Below are 22,930 nucleotides of genomic sequence, written 5' to 3'. Positions count from 1 at the left end.
GGCACAGTCCCGAGAGGTACGATTCGGGATTGTGCTTATTTGCTGTTAGCAAATCGTGCATTTATTTTAGAAGTTAAAGCCAACTCCAAATCGCCAAGACAAATCAAACCTATGGGGGTACTCAGAGTAACCGTAACCTTCGTAATCTCTTTGTAAAAGATCTATTGTTTCTCGATCATCAAGAAAGAAAAATCCAATAAGATTAAACTTTGAATATAATGTTAACCATTTTACTGGAGTATACTCAATTCCGGTTCTAATATTTAAACCAAAATCATTTACATTTCTTGACACACTGTTTGAATGATAGAAATCTGTACCGATGAATTTACCATAAGAAACGAGGATTGATTCATGACCCCTTCTAAAGTTAATACCTCCTCCATATATGAAGTTAAATTTTTTAGACAGCATAAAGTTTCTTTTATAGCCGAGATTTGCCGTAACATTCTCCCTCGCTTGAACTGCATTTGTCTCTAAATTAGGAAATATATGTTTCCATTCATTCGTCCTATAATCAACATCAATATAAATACTTGATTTAGAATTCAACTTTCTTTGATATGCAATCCCAAATGAACTAAAAAATCTATTCTTAAAAAAGCCCCACTCATCAGAATGGTAATTGACGTTAAGCATTGGAGAACCGTCAAAGTAATTATGAAATAACCCTGAATATATTGATATTCGGTTTTTTTGGGCAATAGTTATAGTTGAAGCTAGAAGACCAACTAAAAGTATAAATAATGATTTCTTCAACATCGAATAATTAATTTTTTGGTAACTTATACAAACTGTTTTTCGATTGATATTATTGTCTGTAGTGAAGTGTGTACTTCTCATGTTTGCCAACAATTGGCTAATCGTATTACGTTTAGCCAACTTTTATTCAAATTTAACAATTATAACATATTAATAGCTTTAAAACGCTATGTTTTTACTCAAAAAAAAACAATTTACATCAAAAAGTAATAAGCGTTTGTAAGCGTATAATTAGACGTGTAATTCTACGGCTACAAACCAAAACCCGAAGCTTCAATTCCCACCCCGACGGCAACCGGCAGCTTTATGAAGTTGGTTTTGTTGGATACAAGCTAGTTTGAGGAGCTACCCGAACTTCAAAAGTTATTGAATGAAAAGAAAACGTCCGAAATTATTAAGGAAAATCCAACACATCACAGGCGATGTCCAAGGTGTAAAAAAGGAAAATTAATCACAGTTTTACTTTTTGATGGAAGAGGTCCACCAGAAAACTGGAGAGAAACTTTAAGTGTCAATAAATCAACAGTATAAATGCAACGATATTGACGTAATGGAGAAGTTATGGCTTAGAAATAGTGAAATAGAAATATAAACAGCGAAAGCTTAATAACTACGCGGGTTTTGTGAAAATGAATAGTTATCAACCAACTTAAATGAGAAATGCACGTACACTTTCGAGTCTGCAAACCACTAAATCATCTTTCAAAAATAATGTATTAAAACGTTTTCCCCATACGTTCGGCAGGCTCAGTACGGTGAAAGTAAATCCGGATCCGTCAACATGGTATTATTCATTCTTGTTTGTTTTTTAAGGTATTCATGAGTACTTCGTAGTTCAGCGTTGACCAACTTAGCGAAGCGATCTCACAACCGTAGGGCGTAATCGGCACGCCGAATACTTAGTTATTGTGCATAGTTTTTTTAATTTTCCCATACAGAATAATCTCGAATTTTCCATTCTCCATTTTGTTTAAAAAACTTTCCACTACAACCAGCACCTTCTATTTTATAAGACAGCCCAAATTCCGCCGTGTCTTTCTCTATTTTTATTTTGTCTATTATCACAAAGTCTTTAATTCCTTCGTTTTCTAATTCCGACTTTGATAATATTCTTACTTTTTGTCCGAATTTTTTAAGATTAAAGTTTTTTTCAATCATTTCTGTTTCCAAAACTTTTACTGGTAGTCTTTCTTTCAATTCAGGATGAAAAATCCATTGAAGTTTGGGTAAGTCAAGTATTTTTTGAACAATCAATTCGGTTTGATTTGATTCCGATTTTATTAATTCCGTTTGAGTGAGTTCGTTTTTAGATTCAGACTTATTTTCCGTTTCCATTTTTTGTGAATTCTTACAGGAAATCAGAAGTAAAATTGTCAATAAAATTCCAACTATTTTATTCATTTCGTGATTTTTATCAAATTATGCACAACAACTGGATATACGCAATTGCGCATATATCGCCTGTATATTTCAACTCAAATTTAACAAATTAATTAAAGCTTTACTGTCTTATTTAATGGATGTGTTGTTTCACCCTTATTAACCTTAATAATTTCATAGATCAAAAGATATGTAAGTCAGTTTACTAATCTGAAAAAGATATTTCTTAAGGATTTATTTCTCATGCGCTAAGTCTTTGTATCTTTGTCGAAAATACTAACGATGAAAATTTACAACAACATACTTGAAACGATTGGAGATACGCCAATGGTGAAGTTGAATAAATTGACTGAAGGAATTGACGCAACTGTTTTGGCAAAGGTAGAAACAACTAACCCAGGAAACTCCGTTAAGGATAGAATGGCTGTGAAAATGGTTGAAGATGCCGAAGAAAAAGGCTGGATAAAACCAGGAGGAACCATTATTGAAGGAACCTCAGGGAATACAGGAATGGGATTGGCATTGGCCGCAATTATTAAAGGCTACAAACTTGTTTGTGTATTGAGTGATAAACAAAGTAAGGAGAAAATGGATATCTTACGTGCCGTTGGCGCAGAGGTAGTGGTTTGTCCAAACGATGTGGAGCCTGAAGATCCACGTTCTTATTATTCTGTTTCTAAGCGTTTAGCTGAAGAAACGCCGAATTCTTGGTATGTGAATCAATATGATAATTTAGCAAATCGTGTTGCTCATTATGAGCAAACAGGACCAGAAATTTGGGAGCAAACAGATGGTAAAATAACACATTTCGTTGTCGGAGTAGGTACAGGTGGAACTATTTCTGGTGTAGGGAAATATTTGAAAGAAAAAAATCCAGATATTCAAATCTTGGGTATTGATACTTTCGGTTCTGTATTTAAAAAATATCACGAAACAGGAATTTTTGATGAAAATGAGATTTATTCTTATATCACCGAAGGTATTGGAGAGGATATTTTACCTAAAAACGTTGATTTTGATGTAATCGATCATTTTGAAAAAGTAACGGATAAAGATGCTGCAATTTATACACGGAAATTAGCACGTGAAGAAGGTATTTTTGTTGGTAACTCTGCTGGATCTGCAATCAAAGGCGTACTCCAAATGAAAGACATGTTTAAAAAAGATGACGTTGTTGTGGTGTTATTCCATGACCATGGAAGTCGATATGTTGGTAAAATGTTCAATGATGATTGGATGAGAGAAAGAGGGTTTTTAGAGGAAGAATACCAATCTGCTAATGATTTAATAGAAAGTCACAAAGACCAACCTTTAGTTACTGTTGGGGTAGAAGAATTAGCTTCTCATGCTGTTGCCAAAATGCGTGCTTTTAAAATATCCCAAATTCCTGTTAAAAAAGACGGCGAGTTTGTAGGTTTAATTGATGAAACAACGCTGATAAATCAAATTGTAGGTGATCAACAATTGGTTGATGAACCGATAGGAAAGATTATGGGACCAAAACTTCCTATAGTTAAGCCATCAGCGAGTATAAAAGAACTCTCAAAATTAATAAATAAAGAAGTTCCTGCTGTATTGGTCGATTTAGGTGATGATAAATTTAACATCATAACTCGCCACGATTTAATTAGTGCAATGTCTTAAAATTGAATGTTAATAGATCAATTAGGTAATACCATTAATATTGAAAAGGAGCCAATGCGCATAGTCTCATTGGTTCCTTCTCAAACTGAATTGCTTTATGATCTCGGCCTAGGTGAACAGGTTGTTGGGATCACTAAATTCTGTATTCATCCCGAGGAATGGTTTCGTTCGAAAACACGAATTGGAGGAACAAAAGATGTTGATATCTCTAAGGTTGCAGACTTAAATCCTGACTTAATTATTGGCAATAAAGAAGAGAATACAAAAAGTGATATTTCTGCCTTAATGGAGATAGCACCTGTTTATGTAAGTGACATTTATAACCTAACAGATAGTTTGGAAATGATCGCTCAAGTAGGACGTATTTGCCAAGTTGAAAATACTGCTCAAGACCTAATTCATCGTATAAAAAATAGCTTTGAACAACTAAAACCATTGCGAAGTCAACCAAAAGTTGCTTATTTAATTTGGAAAGATCCATACATGGGAGTTGGTTCTAACACTTTTATTGATGTAGTTTTAACTCAACATTTAGGAATGGTAAATGTTTTGGGAAATCAAGAGCGCTATCCAAGTCTTGATTTAGATCAATTACCTGAAACTGACTTTGTATTTTTAAGTACGGAACCTTATCCTTTTAAACAAAAGCATTTTCAAACTGTGCAGGAACATTTTCCTCATGCCAAAATAATGTTGGTAGATGGTGAGTATTTTTCCTGGTATGGATCTCGTTTAGCGCATGCACCCAAATATTTTGAATCATTATTGAATCAATTGAGAGCTTTGGGAACTTATTAAATGTGTTTACTACCATTTACTACGCTTTAATATTCAAAATGATATAAGTTCAGAGGTTTAGTCTCTTTTGCATGTATTACTTTCAATGCTTACGAATTGATGCTAAACACTTGGCACATTATATTAAAACACAAAACCATTTTACAGGGATAGTGATGTAAAGCTTCCGAAATGTCTTAAAGTCTAACCTGCGAATTTCAATGCTAACAATAGTAGCTCAGTGCTTATTAATTGATCTTCGTATAACTTAATTTCACCTTCAATACCTAATTTATCCTCTCCTTGATCAACGATCTTTATTTCAAAATGCTCTATTTTTTCAAGGAAGTCTTTTGAATTTTTTACGGGCGGCATTACATTCACGATTTGCGCAATTAATCCCTCACCTTCAATGTTTAAGGTTACAGCAGGGTCTCCTTTTATAAACGGTAGTGAAGTGCTGATATGTTTTTCAAGTTTTGGATTTTTTGTTACACCTATATAGATTTCATCTTCAGAAATTTGTTGACAATAATATTGAATACTACCTATTTTAAAACTGCTACTATCAATAATCTCAATCCGATCATTTTGCGACTCTATTGCCTTCATTCTTTCTTTTAAATTCAATGGCGTTTCAAACTTTAATAACCAATCTATCTTTGGTAGAAAAGTGGTTGATCCACTAATGTTTTCAATAGAAAAGCCATAGAGATCTAATTGTTGCGCTATTATCTGAGGTAAATCTAAATTCAGATCTTCAAGAATAATTGTAAAATATTTATATAAACTATTTGGGATTTTCCCTGCTTGGATATGTAGATGTTTTCTTTCGTTTTCATGGGAAAAAACATGATGTTCATTGATGAGGTTTAAAAGGTTATGGTTTTTTGTCCCTGAACCATTTATAATGATTTTATCGTCCTTAACCTCTAAATTTACGGAAACGTTATTGGCATAAGTATGTTCATTTCCTTTAAAGCGAACATTTAATACTGGTTTTTCATTGTTGTAAGAAAATTGATTTGGAGTTGTCTGCATGGCTTTTCTAACCACAGATTCGGCATGCTTTACATTTGCGCTATCCGCATTTTTATTTAAAATAATGAGTATTCCTTGCTTGCCATTTGTATTTTTAATCAACTTTTTATCATCAATTTTTATTCGATTAAAAGCTTTTTCATCATTTATATGACAAATAAACCCTTGTATCGTTGCATTGTTTTCAACATCATAGAAATAGATTAATTCTTTATTAATGGCAATTCCCTTATTTTGAATGCTTGTTTGTTTTTTATCTGTATCAAAGTAGGCTAATTCGTTTTCAGAAAGTTCTGATTTGTATAAAAGATCAATTAATGTTGTTTTTATTGCCTTTTCTGTATTTAAACTCACTACAAAATTTATATCCTCATCGAGGAATTTTCCCAATTCAATGTTTTTAGCTGAAAATGAGAAGGTAGAAACAGTAATTATTAACCATAAAAAAATTAAAAAAATAAATACCGCTAAGACCTTAAAAACTCGATGATAATTATGCACTGGATTTATTAATTATGGTTTTTAAAACTAACTTTGTAATGTGTTTTGTATAAAAGTAATGAAAACCATATACATTTTAAGGAAGTAAACTACTTTTTTCTAAAAACAGCTTAAACTATACAATTATGAGCAAGGTTGCAATTTGGATTTTAAAAAGAATGGGTTGGACGATAAAAGACAATCCAGAAGGTGTTGATAAGGCGATTATAGTAATGGGACCGCATACCAGTAATTGGGATTTTATCATCGGGAAATTGGCTTTTATGCATTACGGCGTAAAAGGTAGATATTTGATTAAAAAGGAACTTTTCTTCTGGCCGATGGGTTGGTTTTTGAAAAAACTAGGAGGTATTCCAGTCGATAGAAAAAAGAACAACAATTTTACAGATCAAGCGGTTGAATACTTTGAAAATAACGAATCTATGTACATGGTTTTTACTCCCGAAGGAACACGTAGTTATAGCCCAAATTGGAAAAAAGGCTTTTATTACATAGCCTTAAAAGCTAAGGTGCCGATTTACATAGGGTATATGGATTATCCAACAAAAACGGGTGGGTTTTTGGAATTATTTGAACCAACAGGTGATATAGATAAAGACATTGCTTTTATTAAAAAAGAACTCAGTCAGTTTAGGGGCAAGTTTCCAGAGAATGGAATTCGTGCTGTTGAAGATGAATAAGTCTATTGAAATGGCTAAATATCTTTATATATAGAGAGAGATAAAAAAGTGTACATAAAAAAAAGCGGAGCCTTAGAGCTCCGTTTTTTGTATCAATTTAAGTCTACTATTAACTTTTTTTCTTGCTACAACATGCTTTTTTTCCTTTTTTGCTGCCACATGCTTTTTTAGCTTCTGAAGATTTTTTCTCAGACTTTTTCTTGCAACAATTATCTTTTGTGCAATTATCTTTGTCTTTGCAATCTGTTTTTTCAATTTGCGTTAGTGTTCCAGCAGTTGCTGTAGTAGAGTATCCCATTGTTCCGAAAAACAATCCTAGGGTTAAAATCATTACTGTTTTTTTCATTGTGTTTGGTATTATGTTGTTCCAAAAATAAGATAATTATTTTAATTCCCCAATTCGTGTTTTTCTACCTTTCACTTTATCACCAATCTTCACATCAATCTTAGTGTCAAGCGGAAGTAGTAAATCTATACGAGAGCCAAACTTGATAAACCCAAATTCCTCTGCAGCTTTGACTTGATCTCCTGGCTCAACATAATAACAAATACGACGAGCTAAAGCGCCTGCTATTTGACGAAAAAGTACTTCTTTGCCGTTTTCATGTTCAATAACAAAGGTTGTTCTTTCATTATCTGTTGAGCTTTTAGGATGCCAGGCTACTAAAAATAATCCAGCGTGGTATTTTGCATATTTGATTATACCTGAAATAGGGTTGAAATTGGCATGTACATTTAAAGGTGACATGAAAATAGAAATTTGAATTCGTTTGTCTTTAAAGTACTCGTTTTCTTCTACCTCTTCTATCACAACAATTTTTCCGTCAGCGGGGCAAATAATTTCATTTGTTTTTTCAATGTATGTTATTTTAGGCACCCTGAAAAACTGAATAATTAGGTAAGCCATAACCAAAACGCCGATGGTTAAAATAGCATATATCCACCACAAATCATGGAGTGTCCATAAGTAGTAGTTCAAGCCCTGAATACCGATAAGTATCAGTAATCCTATTGTGATAATCAAATATCCCTCTCTGTGTAATTTCATGGTTGTTGCTAAAATTATATCAAACCGTAAAAATAAACTAATTCAGTTATTTCACAATTATCCGTCATCATATTCTTATCGGAAAACACAGTTAAATCAATAAAGTGTTAGAAACACCTTTTTTGATTAGCTGGTCATATTTTAAAAAACAAGATTTTCAAATATGGCGGATCTTGTCAAATTAAAGAAAACACTTGTTATTGACGTTTATTAAACTACTGGTAAGGCTCCCGATGAGCATTTAACAATAAAATTAGCGCAGTAATAGTCTAGTTTCATTAAATCAGTAAAATAAAAGTATTAGGAAATAGAATAGGGGAGCAGCGTAAATGACAGCATCAAAACGGTCAAGAATTCCGCCATGACCAGGAAGGATTGTACCCGAGTCTTTCACATCAACAAGCCGTTTAAACTTAGATTCTATGAGGTCGCCAATTATCCCAGCTGGTGAGACAAAGCCAGCCGCAACTATCCAGAATAAGAAGTCACCGCCTATAAAAAAACAGTAAGTAATTCCTGCCAATATTGTAAATATAAATCCACCTACAGCACCTTCCCAAGATTTTTTTGGTGATATGCGTTCTATGAGCTTTGTTTTACCAAAAGTTCTTCCTGTTAGATACGCGAAAGAATCGTTGGACCAAATCATAATAAAAAGTCCTAGAATTAGAACCCATTGCGGCTGTTCTGGTATAGCATGATTAAAGATTTGAAACATCAAGAAAAATGGAAATACGATATAAATCCATGGAAAAAACGTAATTGCTAAATCGAATAAGGGATGCGCTGTTTTTCTTACTACGATTGAGATAAATGGTAAAAACAGCAATGGAATGAGAAAAAGATATATGTCAAAATTAAATAGACTTAAGTCTTTAAGGATTAATGTAATGTACAATCCTAGTCCACCTAGAATTCCAATGGGTATCAATGGTTTTACGAGTTTTGAATACTTGAAAAAACGATAGAATTCGTAGATTCCAATGGTCATAAAAAAGCCAAGTATAATTGCAGTGGCATTTTGTCCTACTAAAAAGGAACTAATGACAACTACGACAAATAATGCACCCCAAACTGCGCGTGTAACAAGATTACTCATGTGGTTTTTCTATGATATACTTAGCACGAATAACGTCATTTTGATGGACATAAAGTTCTATTTGCCCAAAATTATTGTAAGAGGAATCCATTTTATTGATTAAAATAACCTGAATTCCTTCTTCTTCAAGTTTTAATTTCATAATTGAAGCCAAGTGAGACTGACTGGTCCTATAAACCAATCTATTTTTCTCAAACTCGGTATTATTCGGAAGAATTTTCTGAATCCAATCTTTTATTTTCTTCCACATCTTTTGTGTCTTTGTTTTCGTTTGAAATATCTGACCCAGTATGCTCACCACTTTTTTCTTGTGCAGATGGAGCTGTTTTGTCTTTAGGCTCGACATTTTCATTTTGCTCGCTAGCTACTTGAATTTTTTCTGCAGCTGAAAGCTTGTCCCAAGGACGTTCACCAAAGATTGCAATTAAGTCTTCCTTAAAAATAACTTCTTTTTCAAGTAATTTTTCTGCCAACTCAGTTAATTTATCTTGGTTTTCAAGCAAAATGTTTTTAGCGCGTTGATACTGCTCTTCGATTAATTTGCTAACCTCCTTGTCAATTATCCGATTCGTTTCTTCCGAATAAGGTTTTGTAAATTGACTTTGTCCTTGTGAGTCATAGAAAGAAACATTTCCAACGACTTTGTTTAATCCATAAATAGATACCATAGCATACGCTTGTTTGGTTACCTTTTCAAGATCTGATAAAGCTCCAGTTGAAATCTTTCCAAACGTAATTTCTTCTGCTGCTCTACCTCCAAGTGCCGCACACATTTCGTCAAGTAACTGCTCTGTAGTAGTAATACTTCTCTCTTCTGGCAAGTACCAAGCTGCACCTAGTGATTGACCTCTAGGAACAATGGTTACTTTTACCAAAGGATGTGCATGTTCTGCTAACCATGAAACTGCGGCATGACCTGCCTCGTGGAATGCAATAGCACGTTTTTCTGTCTTGGTAATGATTTTATTTTTCTTCTCTAAACCACCAATAATTCGATCAACAGCATCTAAGAAGTCTTGTTTTTCGACTGCTTTTTTGTCTTTTCGGGCAGCGATTAATGCTGCTTCGTTACATAAATTGGCAATGTCTGCTCCTGAAAAGCCAGGTGTTTGTTTCGCCAAGAAATCGACATCCATTTCTTTAGAAAGCTTAATGGGTTTTAAATGAACCTCAAATATTTGCTTTCTTTCATTAAGATCTGGCATATCAACATATATTTGTCTATCAAATCGACCAGCACGCATTAAAGCTTTATCTAAAACATCAGCCCGGTTTGTAGCTGCCAAAATGATAACTCCTGAATTGGTACCAAAACCATCCATTTCTGTTAATAGTTGATTCAACGTGTTTTCACGTTCATCGTTAGATCCCATGTTGTTGTTTTTTCCACGAGCTCTACCAATAGCATCAATCTCATCAATAAATATGATCGACGGAGACTTTTCTTTGGCTTGTTTGAATAAATCACGTACACGAGATGCTCCAACACCTACAAACATTTCAACGAAATCAGAACCAGATAATGAAAAGAAAGGAACGTCTGCCTCTCCAGCTACTGCTTTTGCTAATAATGTTTTTCCTGTACCTGGAGGTCCAACCAATATAGCTCCCTTCGGGATTTTAGCACCTAAATCTGTATACTTCTGTGGATTTTTTAAGAAAGCAACAATCTCCTGAACTTCCTCTTTTGCGCCTTCTAATCCTGCAACATCTTTAAACGTAACATCAGTTCCTTTACCTTTTTCAAAAACTTTTGCTTTCGATTTTCCAATGTTGAAAATTTGGCCACCAGCGCCACCGCCGCCAACACCGCCTGACATTCTTCTCATGATGAACATCCAAATGGCAATGATAATAATGATGGGAAGTAGGAAACTAAATATTTGTCCAATGTAATTATGCTCTTCGTCTACTTTATACGAGATGACATCAAAACCTTCTGCCTTTCGTTTTTCGTTGATACTTTCAAATTCTTTGATGAAAGCTTCTGTTGAGGCAATGTCGAAAGAAAATTGTGGTGATGCAGAACCAAGTGTGTTGTTGTTATTATTTAATGAACGTTTTATTAGTTCAAAATCTGAACCTGAAAAGTCATTTTGTTTGATAGCTGTTCTACCAGATTCTGAAATTTTAAAATCAACACGCCCCACATTTCTCCATAGAATGGTGTTTTCTACAAAACCTTCTTCCATTAAGGTTAAAAAAGTTTGTTTCGACTGTAGTTGTTTAGTTGTTGAGGAACTCATAAAAAGTTGAATTCCAATAATTGCAAGCCCTATGGCTGCATAAATCCAATAAATTGAATAGGGATTCTTTTTATTAGGTTTTTTATTATTTGGTTTATTTTTATTTTCTTTTGCCATTTCTAAAGTTTATTGATTTTCAATCTGACGCTTTTTACCATCAGCCCACAAATCTTCTAATTCATAATAATCGCGCACATCTTTATGGAATATATGTGCAACTACATTTACATAATCTAACAAGACCCACTGTGAACCGTTTTTACCTTCTTGATGCCAAGGTTTTTCCTTTAAATGTTTACGTGTAGATCGGACGATAGAATCTGCTATACCATCTATTTGCGTAGAAGATTCTCCACTACCAATTACAAAAAAATCAGTGACGGCGTTTTCTACCTCTCTTAAATCTATAACTACAATGTCCTCTGCTTTGTTATCTCTCATTCCTTCAACGATAACTTCGCATAGTTTTTCTGAGTTTATTTCTTTGACTATATTTATCATTCTTATTTTCTTGCGCACAAAGCTAATTAAATTTTAATTTTGAGCCTTCACTTTTAAGGAGTTTCCCTATTATGAAAAATACATTCGTTGGCACAAATATTATATTTCTTGAGTGCGTCGACTCTACTAACAACTATACTGCCAATCTGTTTAAATCAGGTGCTATTGATTCGGGTACTGTAATTATGACAGATAAACAGACAAGTGGCAGAGGACAACGCCAAAATGAATGGCATTCTGACGCGTTTTCTAATTTATTGTTTAGTGTTGCCGCTGATCTCAAATTATGGAAAATAAAAAATATAATTTCTTTAAATCACATCGTTGCGTTGTCTATTCATGATTTCTTATCCGCCCACACTGAAAATGTAAAAATAAAATGGCCAAACGATGTTATGATTGAAGATGAAAAATCTGCAGGTATTTTGATTGAGAATCAATACTCCTCACAACAAGTGAAGTCAATAATTGGAATCGGTATAAATATCAATCAACAAGAGTTTGATTTGCCGCGTGCAACATCTTTAAAAATCGCTACAGGGCAATCATATTCGCCAAGAAACATGATATATAGCTTGGTAGATATACTTGATGGATATGTAGCGCTGTACCAACATAAGGGCTCAGAATATTTGCATTCGCTTTATAATGAACATTTGTGGAAACGCAATGTAAATCATGTATTCCAATTCGATAATCAAATGAAGAAGGGAAAAATTGTTACCTCAACTATCGAAGGAGAGTTGTTGGTAGACATTAATGGGCATCATCATTTATTTAAAAATGGAGAGGTGAAGTATTAATTCATCAGATCAGGTAAAATATATTTTGTTTAGAAGTCGATGATAATACTAAACTCCTGATTTTTCTAGTATATCATAATTAAAAATAAGTCGAAGTACAAGAATAATTTATACTTAGCGTAGGGTATCTGTATTTTTAAATTGCTCAATTTTTTCTCTTAAAATACGTACACTGTCGCGGGCAGTTGTCAAATCGTATTCAATTACTTTATTGTATGCATCTAAATAATGAAACTTCTCTTTTTCCTCTTTAATTACTTTTTTTAATTGTGTGTTCGAATTCGATAGGAATATGCCCCATGCAAAAAGTCCAATTATAATTGCAATTACCAAAAGTCCTTGCAGAAATTTATTCTTTTTCATTTTAATCAGTTCTATTATCAATGATTGCTTGAACAGCTTCTGGATTTAATAAAGTTGAAGTATCTCCTAAATTATCCAATTCATTGGCCGCTATTTTTCGTAGAATACGCCTCATTATTTTTCCTGAACGCGTTTTGGGTAAACTAACTGTAAATTGAATTTTAGATAACTTGGCAATTGGTCCAATTTGATCGGCAATCGCTTCATTAATAGCTGTTTTTAAATTCTCCTGCTCTTCTGAAGAGATTTCATGTTTTAAAGTGATGAATCCAAAAAGTGCATTCCCTTTTACTTCATGTGGATAGCCAACAATTGCAGATTCAGCTACAATGGTTTGTTCATTAATGGTGTTTTCAATAGGAGCGGTTCCTAGGTTATGACCTGAAACGATAACGACATCATCCACACGTCCAGTTATTCTATAATATCCTGCAGGATCTCGCAATGCTGCGTCTCCAGAGAAATAATACCCAGGATAGGCTGAAAAATAAGTGTCTTTATATCGTTGGTGGTTATTCCAAACTGTTCTGGCTATGCCAGGCCATGGTTTTTTTATACAAAGGTTGCCACTTGTTAAATTACCTTCTTGTTCAACGCCTTCATCATCCATTAATACTGGTTGAATTCCTAATAAAGGAAAAGTAGCAAAAGTAGCTTTTGTAGGTGTTGTAAAAGGGATTGGAGATATTAATATTCCTCCCGTTTCTGTTTGCCACCATGTATCCACAATAGGACAACGTTCTTTTCCAATATGATGATAATACCAATTCCATGCTTCAACATTGATAGGTTCGCCAACGGATCCTAATACTTTTAATGAAGATAAATCATGTTTTTCTACGTGTTTAATGTCTTGTTTTGCTAATGATCTAATCGCTGTGGGGGCTGTATAAAACTGATTTACTTTGTGTTTTTCTACGATTTCCCAAAAACGATTGTGGTCTGGATAAGAAGGTACTCCTTCATAAATTATCGTTGTTGCTCCATTTAACAGTGGACCATATAGTATATAGGAATGTCCGGTAATCCATCCAATATCAGCTGTGCACCAATAAATGTCCTTTTCTTTGTATTGAAATACATTTGCGAAGGTGTGCGCGGTATAAACCATGTATCCGCCTGTTGTATGCACCATTCCTTTCGGTGTACCTGTTGAACCAGAAGTGTAGAGAATAAATAAAGGATCTTCTGCGTCCATAACAGCTGGTTTACATATTGTTTGTGTTTCCTGCATCAACTCTTCAAGATAAAAGTCGCGGTTACTTTGCATGGATACTTCACCGTTCGTTCGCTTAATAACCAGCACACTTTCAACGGAAGGGCAATTTTCTAAAGCTTTGTCAACGAGTGATTTTAAATTTATTTCTTTAGTACCTCTGTAGGAACCATCTGCACAAATCACCATTTTACATGCGGCATCATTAACACGAGAGGCGATGGCTGTTGAAGAGTACCCAGCGAAGATAACAGAATGAATCGCTCCAATTCTAGCACAGGCTAACATCGTGTAAGCTAATTCAGGTATCATTGGAAGGTATATGCAAATCCGATCTCCTTTTTCAATTCCTTGTGATCGCAATACATTTGCAATTTTATTAACCTCAACAGATAATTGATTATAACTTATGTGCTGCGCTTTTTCAGTTGGAGAATTGGGTTCAAAAATAATAGCGGTTTCTTCTCCGCGATCTTTTAAATGCCTATCGATGCAATTTTCGGTAATGTTTAATTGTCCGCCTTCAAACCATTTGATGTCTGCATTTACCATGTCTGCATTGAGAACATTATCCCATTTTTTTTTCCAAACAAATGTTGATGCAATATCTCCCCAAAATTCTTCAGGAGAATTTAAAGCCTTGTCTTGAAATTTAAAGTACTCTGGAAGATTTTTTACGATGTATTTCATGGTTTTTTTATTTTGATAACTCCTAAATTTACTAATATTGTTTTAAAATTACTTCTAAATTTGAAATAAATATGCATTCTGAATTAGTAGATCTTGCAAGTAAAATTAAGAAACAATTTGAAGGTGAATCCACTGGACATGATTGGTATCATATTGATCGTGTTCGGAAATTGGCGTTAACTATTCAAAAGAATGAAGGTGGAAACGCATTGATTGTAGAAGCTGCGGCTTTGTTGCATGATGTATCAGATCATAAATTCAATGGAGGGGACTTTTTGAAAGGTGGTGAGGTTGCAAAATTAATATTAGAAAATATAGATATAAATGAAGAGTTTAAGCAACAGATAGTTGATATCGTAAACAAGGTTTCTTTTAAGGGGAGCGGAGAAAAAGATGAGATGAAAAGTTTGGAAGGTAAGATTGTTCAGGATGCTGACAGAATCGATGCTTTGGGCGCAATTGGTATTGCTCGAACTTTTGCTTATGGCGGTTCAATAGGTCAAATGATATATGATCCTGAAATATTGCCGCAAAAAAATCAAGATGTCGAACAGTATATAAACGAAAGAACGCATACGATTAATCATTTTTATGAAAAATTACTCCTATTAGAAGGTCGCATGCATACGTCAACTGGAAAAGAAATCGCCAGAAAAAGGACAGATTTTATGAAGACGTTTTTAAATCAGTTTTATGAAGAGTGGAAGGATGACGTGTAGCGTCGGATAATGTTTGTTTTTTGCTTCTAACACTAATAGGTCTGTCGTCCTGATGTGAAAATAAAAAATCTAAGCCGTCAATCATGTGAATAAATGGTTAACTAGCAAGATCCCTTGCAAATTTCACTTTCCAATCAGTTGGAAAGTGTACTTTTATTGTAGTTAATTAAACTTTTGGTAAAGTTCCTGTTAAGCATTTTAATTAACTTTATTGGGTTACCAAGATAGGTAGTTAACTCTTTATGTTGCGAATTGTAATCGATAAATTACAATTTTTTCATTGTTAACGCATGTATTAAAATGATTTGTAAAGATTTCTTGTCGCCCCGAGTTCTCGGGACTCTGTCGAAATGACAGGAATGAAAAGATAGATGGAGAAAAAGAGGAAAAGCGTAGCTTTTCCTCTTTTTCTCCTATACCAACCCTAAAGTGAATGTCATTTCGATCATCCCAAAAATCAAAGATTTTTGGGATGGAGAAATCTTTTAGCAAATAGTGATTAATTACCGACAAATCTTGGTAACCCATTAACTTTATATTCTTCCTAGGTATAAGCCGGTTAACTAATGTCTAAACCAGACTGCAACAATTGTTTTTGAACCTTAATTTGGTTTTTATAGATTAAGTGAAACTAGGTAAAAAAAAGAAACCTCTCAAAAGAGAGGCTTCAATGTTTGCTAAAACTACTTATTAGGACACATAATTGCTTATGCATCTTGTGGCAAATATCATGAAAGTGAACAATCTGCTGTTTTTTAATTTGTTAAAAAAGTAAACAGATTTTTCTAAATGTTAAAAATCAAGACACTATTCGAGCGGTTTGTGAACTGTTTTAAATGCCTATCCGATACTATTCTTCTCTCTCTTGCTTTCCAGCACACACACACACACACACACACAACTTTCATCCTTATCAAATTCAAAAATCAAGATTTTCAAATATGGAAGGGTCTTGTCAAGTTAAAAAGTGCTTTTTATAGTAGTTTATTCAACTATTGGTAAAGCTTCCGAGAAGCCTTTTACTGGGCATGTTCTGTTTTAATAATTCCTTTTGGCGTTACTACGTAATGCAGTGGTACATCATGTGCTCCCATATCTTCTAAGTCTTCGTGAATATCAAACATGGTAAGTCCAATTAATACTGTGTCGGGTGAACATTGTGTTAGAAAACGATCGTAAAATCCTTTACCATATCCTAAACGATTTCCATGCTGATCAGCAGCTAATAATGGGATAATAACCACTTGAATATCTTCCACATTTACATCTTCACCTGAGACAGGTTCAGGGATTCCATAAGCATTGTCTTGAAACTGCGTATGCTCATTCAGTAACTTATGCGTCATGTTATTTTTATCAAAATTAGAAACAGGAATACATATTTTGTTATTTCTTTTTAGTCTTTTGATAAGTGGAACGGTGTCAACCTCTTTTAATCGGTGGATGGGAAGGAAGCAATGAATTAATTGATTGTTAAAGTTCCAAGCCCTTAAAAAATTATTTGTAATCTGTTGAGAATAATAAATACACTGTTCTGGTGAAAGTTCCTTTCTCAATGCTCTGTAATGGTTTCTTATTTCGTCTTTTGTCATTATAATCCTGGAATAATTCCTTTTGCGGAGTTTGCCATTTCTTTTTCATTTGCTTCATTCGCAGCGTCCATAGCTCGGTTTAAAGCTACGGTAAGTAGATCTTCTAAATCTTCTTTGTCCATTTGGTCTAAGGCTGTATTAATGGAAAGATTCGTTAACTTCCGGTTTCCGTTCATTTCTACTACAACAAGATTTCCACCTGCTTCTCCTGTAACTAAAATTTCGTCTAGTTTTTGCTTAGAGACTTCTGCTTGCGCTTGCATTTTTTGCAGTTTCTCCATCATATCTTTTCCAAACATATCTTTTTTTATACAAACATAATTAATGTATTAGATATAGAATATGTTTAGATTAAGCTTTTTTAGAAATGAATTGAATTTATTGAAGTAATTTGAAAAATGATCATTCTAGTTACTTGATTCATTGATTTATAATATTTCTGTTTTTTTAGTTAAACTAACATCAACTTGTTTTTTAAAATTACTTTGAACAAACAAAAAATACCTTAAATTTGAGACCGAATAACATAAAAAAATCATATTGATAGAAAAAAAGATTGAAATTGATGATATTAATCCTTTAGAATTACTGGGGATTAATAACAGCAAGTTAAAATTGATTCGGAAATATTTTTCAGATTTAAAAATCACCGCACGTGGAAATGTGCTTTCAGTTTCAGGTGATGAATCTGCTGCGGAGGTCTTTGAAGAGAAGTTGACACAGCTTATTGCACACATCAAAAAATATGGAGGTTTAACCGAAAACAATATTGATAATGTAATGGTTGAAGATCCTGTTGAAATGTTATCGGGCGACGGGTCAGAAATTATTTTACATGGTGTAGGTGGCAACAAAATAAAAGCCCGTACTTTTAATCAGCGAAAATTAGTTGAGGCGGTCAATACCAAAGATATGGTTTTTGCTGTTGGACCAGCAGGAACGGGTAAGACATATACGGCTGTAGCTTGTGCTGTGCGTGCATTGAAAAATAAGCAAGTTCGACGCATAATCCTTACGCGTCCAGCGGTAGAAGCAGGAGAAAGTCTCGGTTTTTTACCCGGCGACATGAAAGATAAATTAGATCCTTATATGATGCCCTTGTATGACGCTTTAAGAGATATGATTCCAGCAGAAAAATTAATGGATTACATAGAGTTAGGGGTCATCGAAATTGCTCCCCTTGCTTTTATGCGTGGAAGAACACTTGATAAAGCTTTTGTCATTTTAGATGAAGCTCAAAATGCAACAGTCAATCAAATGAAGATGTTTTTAACACGAATGGGAACCAATGCCAACTTCGTTATCACGGGAGATGCTTCTCAAATTGATTTACCGTCAAAACAGAAGTCGGGTCTTATATTTGCACTTGATCGTTTGAAAAATATAGACGGGATAGGTTTAGTACGTTTGAACAAAAACGATGTGATTCGCCATAATTTGGTGAAGAAAATTATTAATGCTTTCGAAGAAAAATAAAATGATGAAAAGTTTAACGACAACAGATTTTAACTTCCCCAACCAAACGGAAGTTTACAAAGGAAAGGTAAGAGATGTTTATTTTATAGGTGAGGAATATATAGTGATGATTGCTTCAGATAGAATCTCCGCTTTTGATCATATTTTGCCAGCAGGTATTCCTTTCAAAGGCCAGGTGCTTAATCAAGTGGCAACATATTTTTTAAAAGCAACGGAAGATATTCTTCCCAATTGGTTGATAGATGTTCCAGATCCAAATGTAGCAGTTGGACATAAATGTGAGCCTATTCGAATCGAAATGGTTATTCGAGGTTATCTTACTGGACATGCATGGCGAGAATATAAAGCTGGAAAAAGAACATTATGTGGTGTTGAAATGCCTGAAGGAATGAATGAGAATGATCCTTTTCCCGAGCCCATTATTACGCCTTCTACTAAAGCTGTTGAGGGGCATGATGAGGATATTTCTAAAGTAGAAATTTTAAATCAAGGTATTGTAAGTAAAGAGGTTTACGAACAATTAGAAAAATATACGCATCAACTGTATCAAAGAGGAGTTGAAATGGCAAAAGAACGAGGGTTAATTCTCGTTGATACGAAGTATGAATTTGGGATGAAGGATGGACAAGTGATGTTAATGGATGAAATTCACACGCCTGATTCTTCACGTTATTTTTATCTTGATGGATATCAAGAACGCCAAGACAATAAACAGCCCCAACGGCAATTGAGCAAAGAGTTTGTTCGTCAATGGTTAATAGAGCATGACTTTCAAGGGTTAGAAGGGCAGGAAATGCCTGTAATTCCCGAAGACTTTATTGCTTTAGTCACACAGCGTTACATTGAACTTTACGAAAAAATAACAGGGCAATCTTTTAAAAGAGCAGACACGACGAATATTGAAACGCGTATTGAAAGTAATACACGAAAATCGTTGCAAGGGAAAACCCTAGTTTAATGTACTTTTTTCTTTTTATGGTATGAATTATGTTTGCAAATCGCTATTTTTGAATACACTATAATTTTTAATATCATGAAAACGAAGTTGTTTACCTTTATAGTTCTGTTTGCAGTAGGATTTTTATTTAGTTCTGCAAAACCAGCCAAAGAAGAGTTTAAGGTCATAAAAGTAATTGGTGAGATTTTGTATCAAAATTCTGGTAAGAAAATGGCAACAGGAGATGTCTTTGCTACTGGAACCAAGCTTAATTTCGTAACAGGAAATTCTCGGGCAGCTGTAATTTCAAGCGCAAAGGGTCGATTTGTATTGGCGCCACCTTCGAAAAAGAAAACAACTAATTTAGTTCCCGCTGTAAATAGCATTTCCTCCCGCTCTGGAGCAATTGTAAATGCATTAGATTTTGCTAAGCATTTTGAAGGCGACTATCTTATTTTAAATAGAGTTGCTGTACCTGTGAGTCCTCAAAAATTTCCACAAAATCAAGATAATTTCTTTTTTGTGAGTTATACATACGAAGACGAAAAAATTATGAAGCAACTACCAGTAGGAGACGGAAAGTTAATTTTGCATCGGGACCATATTTTTATGATTGATGGACAGCCCATTACACCCTTCAATACAAAGATAAATTTATATTACAGAAACGCAGAGACAAAAGAAAACCAATCTTTAGCTTCTTTTTATGCTGTTTTTCCTAATCAACAATTACTAAAGAAAGAAATTCAAGTCATTTTAGATGAGTACCAATCTTTCTCCAAAGAAAAACAATACCAACAAATTAAAGGCTACCTCAACGAATTTTACGGAAAGCCTTTTGATGCAAATCTGAAATCATGGTTGGATTGGTAGGGTGCCGTTATGGCTTCAATGGAATGGAAAAAGATGATGAAGTGAAAGGGGAATCAAATAGCCTTGACTTCGGTGCTAGAATCTATGATCCTCGTGTTGGGCGTTGGTTAAGTCGAGATAAGCTGGAAGGTAAAAAACCATATTTAACACCCTACCAAGGCTTTAAAAACAATCCTGTTATTTTTATTGACCCTGACGGGAATGATGAATTTTTAACAACAATTATAAAGTTAAAGGATGGCAGTACGCATATTATAGAAAATGACAAAAGAATTTCTCAGAAATTCATGGCAGATGCAGCATGGGGTACCATGAATCTATTTGCTGTTCAAGATTTTCGTGATATTCGAACTACTGTAACTTATACACAGGGTGAAAATGGTGAGTTTACTAAAACTACGACAAGCGTGGCTGAAGGCGAGGTTAAATTTTCTGAAGAATATATTTTCCCATATGATAAAGGAGCCATTGTAGATTTTGCTCCGTTTTCAATATTTGGAGATGGAGAAACCCAAAGAGGTGGGTTTAGACTAACTAGCGAAGATGGTGGAGCTTCTAGCACGAAAACTATATCAGAAAATGATGTTGAGAGTCGAGATATAGGAGCGTTACTTGATGCATTAGGTGGGCTAAAGAACGGAAGTTTAGGGAGTGACGATGCGGATAGAATAAAAGATCTCGTAGATATGGTTCAAGACATGAATGAACTTGTGCCAATTGATGGAAGCGGGGGAGAAGGATCAGATAAAACAGCTGGAGGAGGTAAACCAATACCAGATGCAAATATAATTATCTGGAAATATCCCAAAGATAATTATTATAATGCTGGCGATCGACCTCAGGCAACTCCTGAACAAATGGAAAAAGGGGATACGGTTGGAGGAAATCCAGATAAAAACATTTATCCAGAAAAATGACACTTATAAAATATTATTTTCTATTATTAGTTATTTCAATAGCTTGCTCTTGTAATAATCAAAAGGAGGAAGACCTTCTCCAAAATACCAATCGGGAAAAACTTGAAAGATGTGATACGATTTCGTTTGATGGTTTAATAAAAATTGAGAATACTGAAATTTTACCTGTTGATTTTTTAAATAAATATGGAAAGGAAAAAACATCTTTTAGCTTAAATGATACATTTAGGATTAAGATAGAATACAGACCTCAAGCATTGAACAATAAAAATTATAGATTTAGTATAAAACCTATCTCTAAAGGATTTGTTTTAATTAAATCGTTATCAGAAAACGTCTTTTTGGCTACAATAAACGATAAAGATGTAAATAATCATACGAATGAAAATGAAGTCCATTCAGTATTTGATGTATTTATCGAATCAGATGATATATGCTTTAAAGTAAAAGATAGACAAAACCAAGTTTATTTTGTTCATAAACAAAAGCTCAGGCAAAAAATATTAAAATTTAAAATAGACACACTATCATTGTAACCAGCTTCGCTGCAGTTGTACTGCTGCGCTTTTATCTTTTATCCCACTTCTTCGGACTTTGGCTCGTATGAAAAACAGCAACAATAATAATTTCATTCTCGAAAACATTAAAATGCACACCCCCCGCTCGTGCGAGATTCCATCTCGTTCGCGGGGAATTGATAACGGCTAATTTACTTTTGCTTTTTTATCCCAAAGCTACAGCGAGAACAAGCATAGCTTCTCGTAACTTTGGGCAGGCAACTCCCCCAAGATGCCCCAAAATTTAGCGCAGCTTCTCATAACCCTGGGGTCAGTCTATTATTCTAACAGATTTAGAGGATCTTTTTGTTTTAAGTAAATAATAGGTTCGATTTCCGTCTATTTTTACATCATAACGAACAGCAATTACAATTAAAATAGCATTTCCCATACCTATTTTTTTAATTCTTGAGAAGTGAACCTCTTTGAAGATTTGTCAGCAGAAATAGTTTTGGTTATCGTATGGCGTTGTCCAAAAATTTGAAGTACTAAAGAGTCTGCATTTGCTACAGGAGAGGCTTGAAAAATGTAGTCTGTGGATATGGAAGGGTCACCTGATTGGGGAACACTTCTATTTGGAAATCCGACTGTATTCGTATAATTAAAAGCTGGCCATTGAGCTCCAGAAGCTCGCCATTTTATTTCACCTGGAAAATATTGAGGGAATTGCCCTGGTTGAATGTTTGTTTTCATGGAATAAAAATTATCTCCATGTTGGGGTAAAGGTGAAAAAGTTGCACTATCGAATGCAGGTGGATCTACATATCCATGCATTTCTACAACTCCAGCATCCAAACGGTTTCCATCACTCCCTATAAATTGAGCCGAACAGTAATAACTCCATGTTGAATAGCTTCCTATTTTTGAATCATGGTAGACTTTTTGACCATTTCTTGTTAAAAGCATAGCTGTATTTGGACCAAAATTAGGAGCGTAATTTTGTGTTGATGGTGTGTTGTAAAAACAGAATTGATTGTTGGATATATCGGATTGAGGATCATAATTTACCGCAAATTCATCCATGCATCCTGTTTTTTTACAGCCCACTAATAATGTGCCAATACATAATAAAATGAATCCCGTTTTTCTTGCACGTTTAGCTGTCATT

24 protein-coding genes and 1 pseudogene are annotated in these 22,930 nt (G+C 34.2%); 11 read left to right on the top strand and 14 right to left on the bottom strand.

What is annotated here, in order from left to right:
• Positions 1 to 66: 66 nt before the first annotated feature.
• Complete coding sequence (locus CW751_RS09535) at positions 67 to 882, bottom strand: hypothetical protein (RefSeq protein ID WP_133122189.1); 816 nt, start codon at positions 880 to 882, stop codon at positions 67 to 69.
• Between the two features lie 285 nt (positions 883 to 1,167).
• On the opposite strand from CW751_RS09535, the pseudogene CW751_RS16115 reads away from it, so the two are divergent.
• Positions 1,168 to 1,293 (top strand): annotated as a pseudogene (locus tag CW751_RS16115) (IS91 family transposase); the annotation flags it as partial.
• Positions 1,294 to 1,683: 390 nt separating this feature from the next.
• On the opposite strand, the gene CW751_RS09530 reads toward CW751_RS16115, so the two are convergent.
• A complete protein-coding gene (locus CW751_RS09530; protein ID WP_101334775.1) occupies positions 1,684 to 2,163 on the bottom strand; it encodes a hypothetical protein in 480 nt (159 codons plus the stop codon).
• A 261-nt stretch (positions 2,164 to 2,424) separates the two neighbouring features.
• Between CW751_RS09530 and CW751_RS09525 the strand changes: the two genes are divergently transcribed.
• Together CW751_RS09525 and CW751_RS09520 are read left to right on the top strand one after the other, a co-directional pair.
• Positions 2,425 to 3,786, top strand: a complete 1,362-nt coding sequence (locus CW751_RS09525; protein ID WP_101334774.1) for a pyridoxal-phosphate dependent enzyme — start codon at positions 2,425 to 2,427, stop codon at positions 3,784 to 3,786.
• A gap of 6 nt (positions 3,787 to 3,792) precedes the next feature.
• A complete protein-coding gene (locus tag CW751_RS09520; RefSeq protein WP_101334773.1) occupies positions 3,793 to 4,584 on the top strand; it encodes an ABC transporter substrate-binding protein in 792 nt (263 codons plus the stop codon).
• A gap of 183 nt (positions 4,585 to 4,767) precedes the next feature.
• Here the strand turns inward: CW751_RS09520 and CW751_RS09515 are convergent, their stop codons facing one another.
• Positions 4,768 to 5,994: a hypothetical protein gene (locus CW751_RS09515; RefSeq protein WP_133122188.1), complete on the bottom strand. Its 1,227-nt coding sequence runs from the start codon at positions 5,992 to 5,994 to the stop codon at positions 4,768 to 4,770.
• A gap of 236 nt (positions 5,995 to 6,230) precedes the next feature.
• Here CW751_RS09515 and CW751_RS09510 point away from each other — a divergent pair, with 236 nt between their 5' ends.
• Positions 6,231 to 6,785, top strand: coding sequence for a 1-acyl-sn-glycerol-3-phosphate acyltransferase (locus tag CW751_RS09510; protein ID WP_101334771.1), 555 nt, complete (start codon positions 6,231 to 6,233; stop codon positions 6,783 to 6,785).
• Between the two features lie 109 nt (positions 6,786 to 6,894).
• On the opposite strand, the gene CW751_RS09505 is transcribed toward CW751_RS09510, so the two are convergent.
• The 6 genes from CW751_RS09505 to rsfS form a co-directional block, all read right to left on the bottom strand.
• The gene (locus CW751_RS09505; RefSeq protein WP_101334770.1) at positions 6,895 to 7,131 is read right to left on the bottom strand and encodes a hypothetical protein; all 237 of its coding nucleotides are present in this window, start codon (positions 7,129 to 7,131) and stop codon (positions 6,895 to 6,897) included.
• 36 nt (positions 7,132 to 7,167) lie between these two features.
• Complete coding sequence (locus CW751_RS09500; protein ID WP_101334769.1) at positions 7,168 to 7,833, bottom strand: phosphatidylserine decarboxylase family protein; 666 nt, start codon at positions 7,831 to 7,833, stop codon at positions 7,168 to 7,170.
• Positions 7,834 to 8,116: 283 nt separating this feature from the next.
• Positions 8,117 to 8,932, bottom strand: coding sequence for a phosphatidate cytidylyltransferase (locus tag CW751_RS09495; protein ID WP_101334768.1), 816 nt, complete (start codon positions 8,930 to 8,932; stop codon positions 8,117 to 8,119).
• Positions 8,925 to 9,182: a putative signal transducing protein gene (locus tag CW751_RS09490; protein ID WP_101334767.1), complete on the bottom strand. Its 258-nt coding sequence runs from the start codon at positions 9,180 to 9,182 to the stop codon at positions 8,925 to 8,927. The genes CW751_RS09495 and CW751_RS09490 overlap by 8 nt, the downstream gene beginning before the upstream one ends.
• The gene (gene ftsH / locus CW751_RS09485; RefSeq protein WP_101334766.1) at positions 9,136 to 11,295 is read right to left on the bottom strand and encodes an ATP-dependent zinc metalloprotease FtsH; all 2,160 of its coding nucleotides are present in this window, start codon (positions 11,293 to 11,295) and stop codon (positions 9,136 to 9,138) included. Before ftsH ends, CW751_RS09490 begins: the two co-directional genes overlap by 47 nt.
• A 9-nt stretch (positions 11,296 to 11,304) precedes the next feature.
• Complete coding sequence (gene rsfS / locus CW751_RS09480) at positions 11,305 to 11,679, bottom strand: ribosome silencing factor (protein ID WP_101334765.1); 375 nt, start codon at positions 11,677 to 11,679, stop codon at positions 11,305 to 11,307.
• A 71-nt stretch (positions 11,680 to 11,750) separates the two neighbouring features.
• Here rsfS and CW751_RS09475 point away from each other — a divergent pair, with 71 nt between their 5' ends.
• The gene (locus CW751_RS09475) at positions 11,751 to 12,482 is read left to right on the top strand and encodes a biotin--[acetyl-CoA-carboxylase] ligase (protein WP_101334764.1); all 732 of its coding nucleotides are present in this window, start codon (positions 11,751 to 11,753) and stop codon (positions 12,480 to 12,482) included.
• Positions 12,483 to 12,596: 114 nt separating this feature from the next.
• On the opposite strand, the gene CW751_RS09470 is transcribed toward CW751_RS09475, so the two are convergent.
• Positions 12,597 to 12,845 carry a hypothetical protein gene (locus tag CW751_RS09470; protein ID WP_133122187.1) on the bottom strand — a complete coding sequence of 83 codons (249 nt, stop codon included), beginning with the start codon at positions 12,843 to 12,845 and terminating at the stop codon, positions 12,597 to 12,599.
• A gap of 1 nt (position 12,846) precedes the next feature.
• A complete protein-coding gene (gene acs, locus CW751_RS09465; RefSeq protein WP_101334762.1) occupies positions 12,847 to 14,751 on the bottom strand; it encodes an acetate--CoA ligase in 1,905 nt (634 codons plus the stop codon).
• Positions 14,752 to 14,822: 71 nt separating this feature from the next.
• On the opposite strand from acs, the gene CW751_RS09460 reads away from it, so the two are divergent.
• Positions 14,823 to 15,470 (top strand): HD domain-containing protein, encoded by a 648-nt coding sequence (locus CW751_RS09460; RefSeq protein ID WP_101334761.1) that lies wholly within the window; start codon positions 14,823 to 14,825, stop codon positions 15,468 to 15,470.
• A gap of 1,019 nt (positions 15,471 to 16,489) precedes the next feature.
• Here the strand turns inward: CW751_RS09460 and CW751_RS09450 are convergent.
• Together CW751_RS09450 and CW751_RS09445 are read right to left on the bottom strand one after the other, a co-directional pair.
• Positions 16,490 to 17,062 carry a 5-formyltetrahydrofolate cyclo-ligase gene (locus CW751_RS09450; protein WP_101334759.1) on the bottom strand — a complete coding sequence of 191 codons (573 nt, stop codon included), beginning with the start codon at positions 17,060 to 17,062 and terminating at the stop codon, positions 16,490 to 16,492.
• The gene (locus CW751_RS09445) at positions 17,062 to 17,361 is read right to left on the bottom strand and encodes a YbaB/EbfC family nucleoid-associated protein (protein ID WP_101334758.1); all 300 of its coding nucleotides are present in this window, start codon (positions 17,359 to 17,361) and stop codon (positions 17,062 to 17,064) included. The genes CW751_RS09450 and CW751_RS09445 overlap by 1 nt, the downstream gene beginning before the upstream one ends.
• Positions 17,362 to 17,602: 241 nt before the next feature.
• Between CW751_RS09445 and CW751_RS09440 the strand changes: the two genes are divergently transcribed.
• From CW751_RS09440 to CW751_RS09420, 5 genes are all read left to right on the top strand, one after another.
• Complete coding sequence (locus CW751_RS09440) at positions 17,603 to 18,538, top strand: PhoH family protein (protein WP_101334757.1); 936 nt, start codon at positions 17,603 to 17,605, stop codon at positions 18,536 to 18,538.
• A 1-nt stretch (position 18,539) separates the two neighbouring features.
• Positions 18,540 to 19,496, top strand: a complete 957-nt coding sequence (locus tag CW751_RS09435; protein ID WP_101334820.1) for a phosphoribosylaminoimidazolesuccinocarboxamide synthase — start codon at positions 18,540 to 18,542, stop codon at positions 19,494 to 19,496.
• 75 nt (positions 19,497 to 19,571) lie between these two features.
• Positions 19,572 to 20,348, top strand: a complete 777-nt coding sequence (locus CW751_RS09430; RefSeq protein ID WP_101334756.1) for a hypothetical protein — start codon at positions 19,572 to 19,574, stop codon at positions 20,346 to 20,348.
• Complete coding sequence (locus CW751_RS09425) at positions 20,333 to 21,265, top strand: RHS repeat-associated core domain-containing protein (protein WP_101334755.1); 933 nt, start codon at positions 20,333 to 20,335, stop codon at positions 21,263 to 21,265. The genes CW751_RS09430 and CW751_RS09425 overlap by 16 nt, the downstream gene beginning before the upstream one ends.
• Positions 21,262 to 21,801: a hypothetical protein gene (locus CW751_RS09420; protein WP_101334754.1), complete on the top strand. Its 540-nt coding sequence runs from the start codon at positions 21,262 to 21,264 to the stop codon at positions 21,799 to 21,801. The genes CW751_RS09425 and CW751_RS09420 overlap by 4 nt, the downstream gene beginning before the upstream one ends.
• A 414-nt stretch (positions 21,802 to 22,215) precedes the next feature.
• On the opposite strand, the gene CW751_RS09415 is transcribed toward CW751_RS09420, so the two are convergent.
• Positions 22,216 to 22,929, bottom strand: a complete 714-nt coding sequence (locus tag CW751_RS09415; protein ID WP_133122186.1) for a hypothetical protein — start codon at positions 22,927 to 22,929, stop codon at positions 22,216 to 22,218.
• Position 22,930: the final 1 nt, after the last annotated feature.

The sequence above is a fragment of the Brumimicrobium salinarum genome, from assembly GCF_002844555.1.
In the GTDB taxonomy this organism is placed as follows: Bacteria; Bacteroidota; Bacteroidia; order Flavobacteriales_D; family Crocinitomicaceae; genus Brumimicrobium; species Brumimicrobium salinarum.
This window is presented reverse-complemented; position numbering and strand designations above follow the sequence as displayed.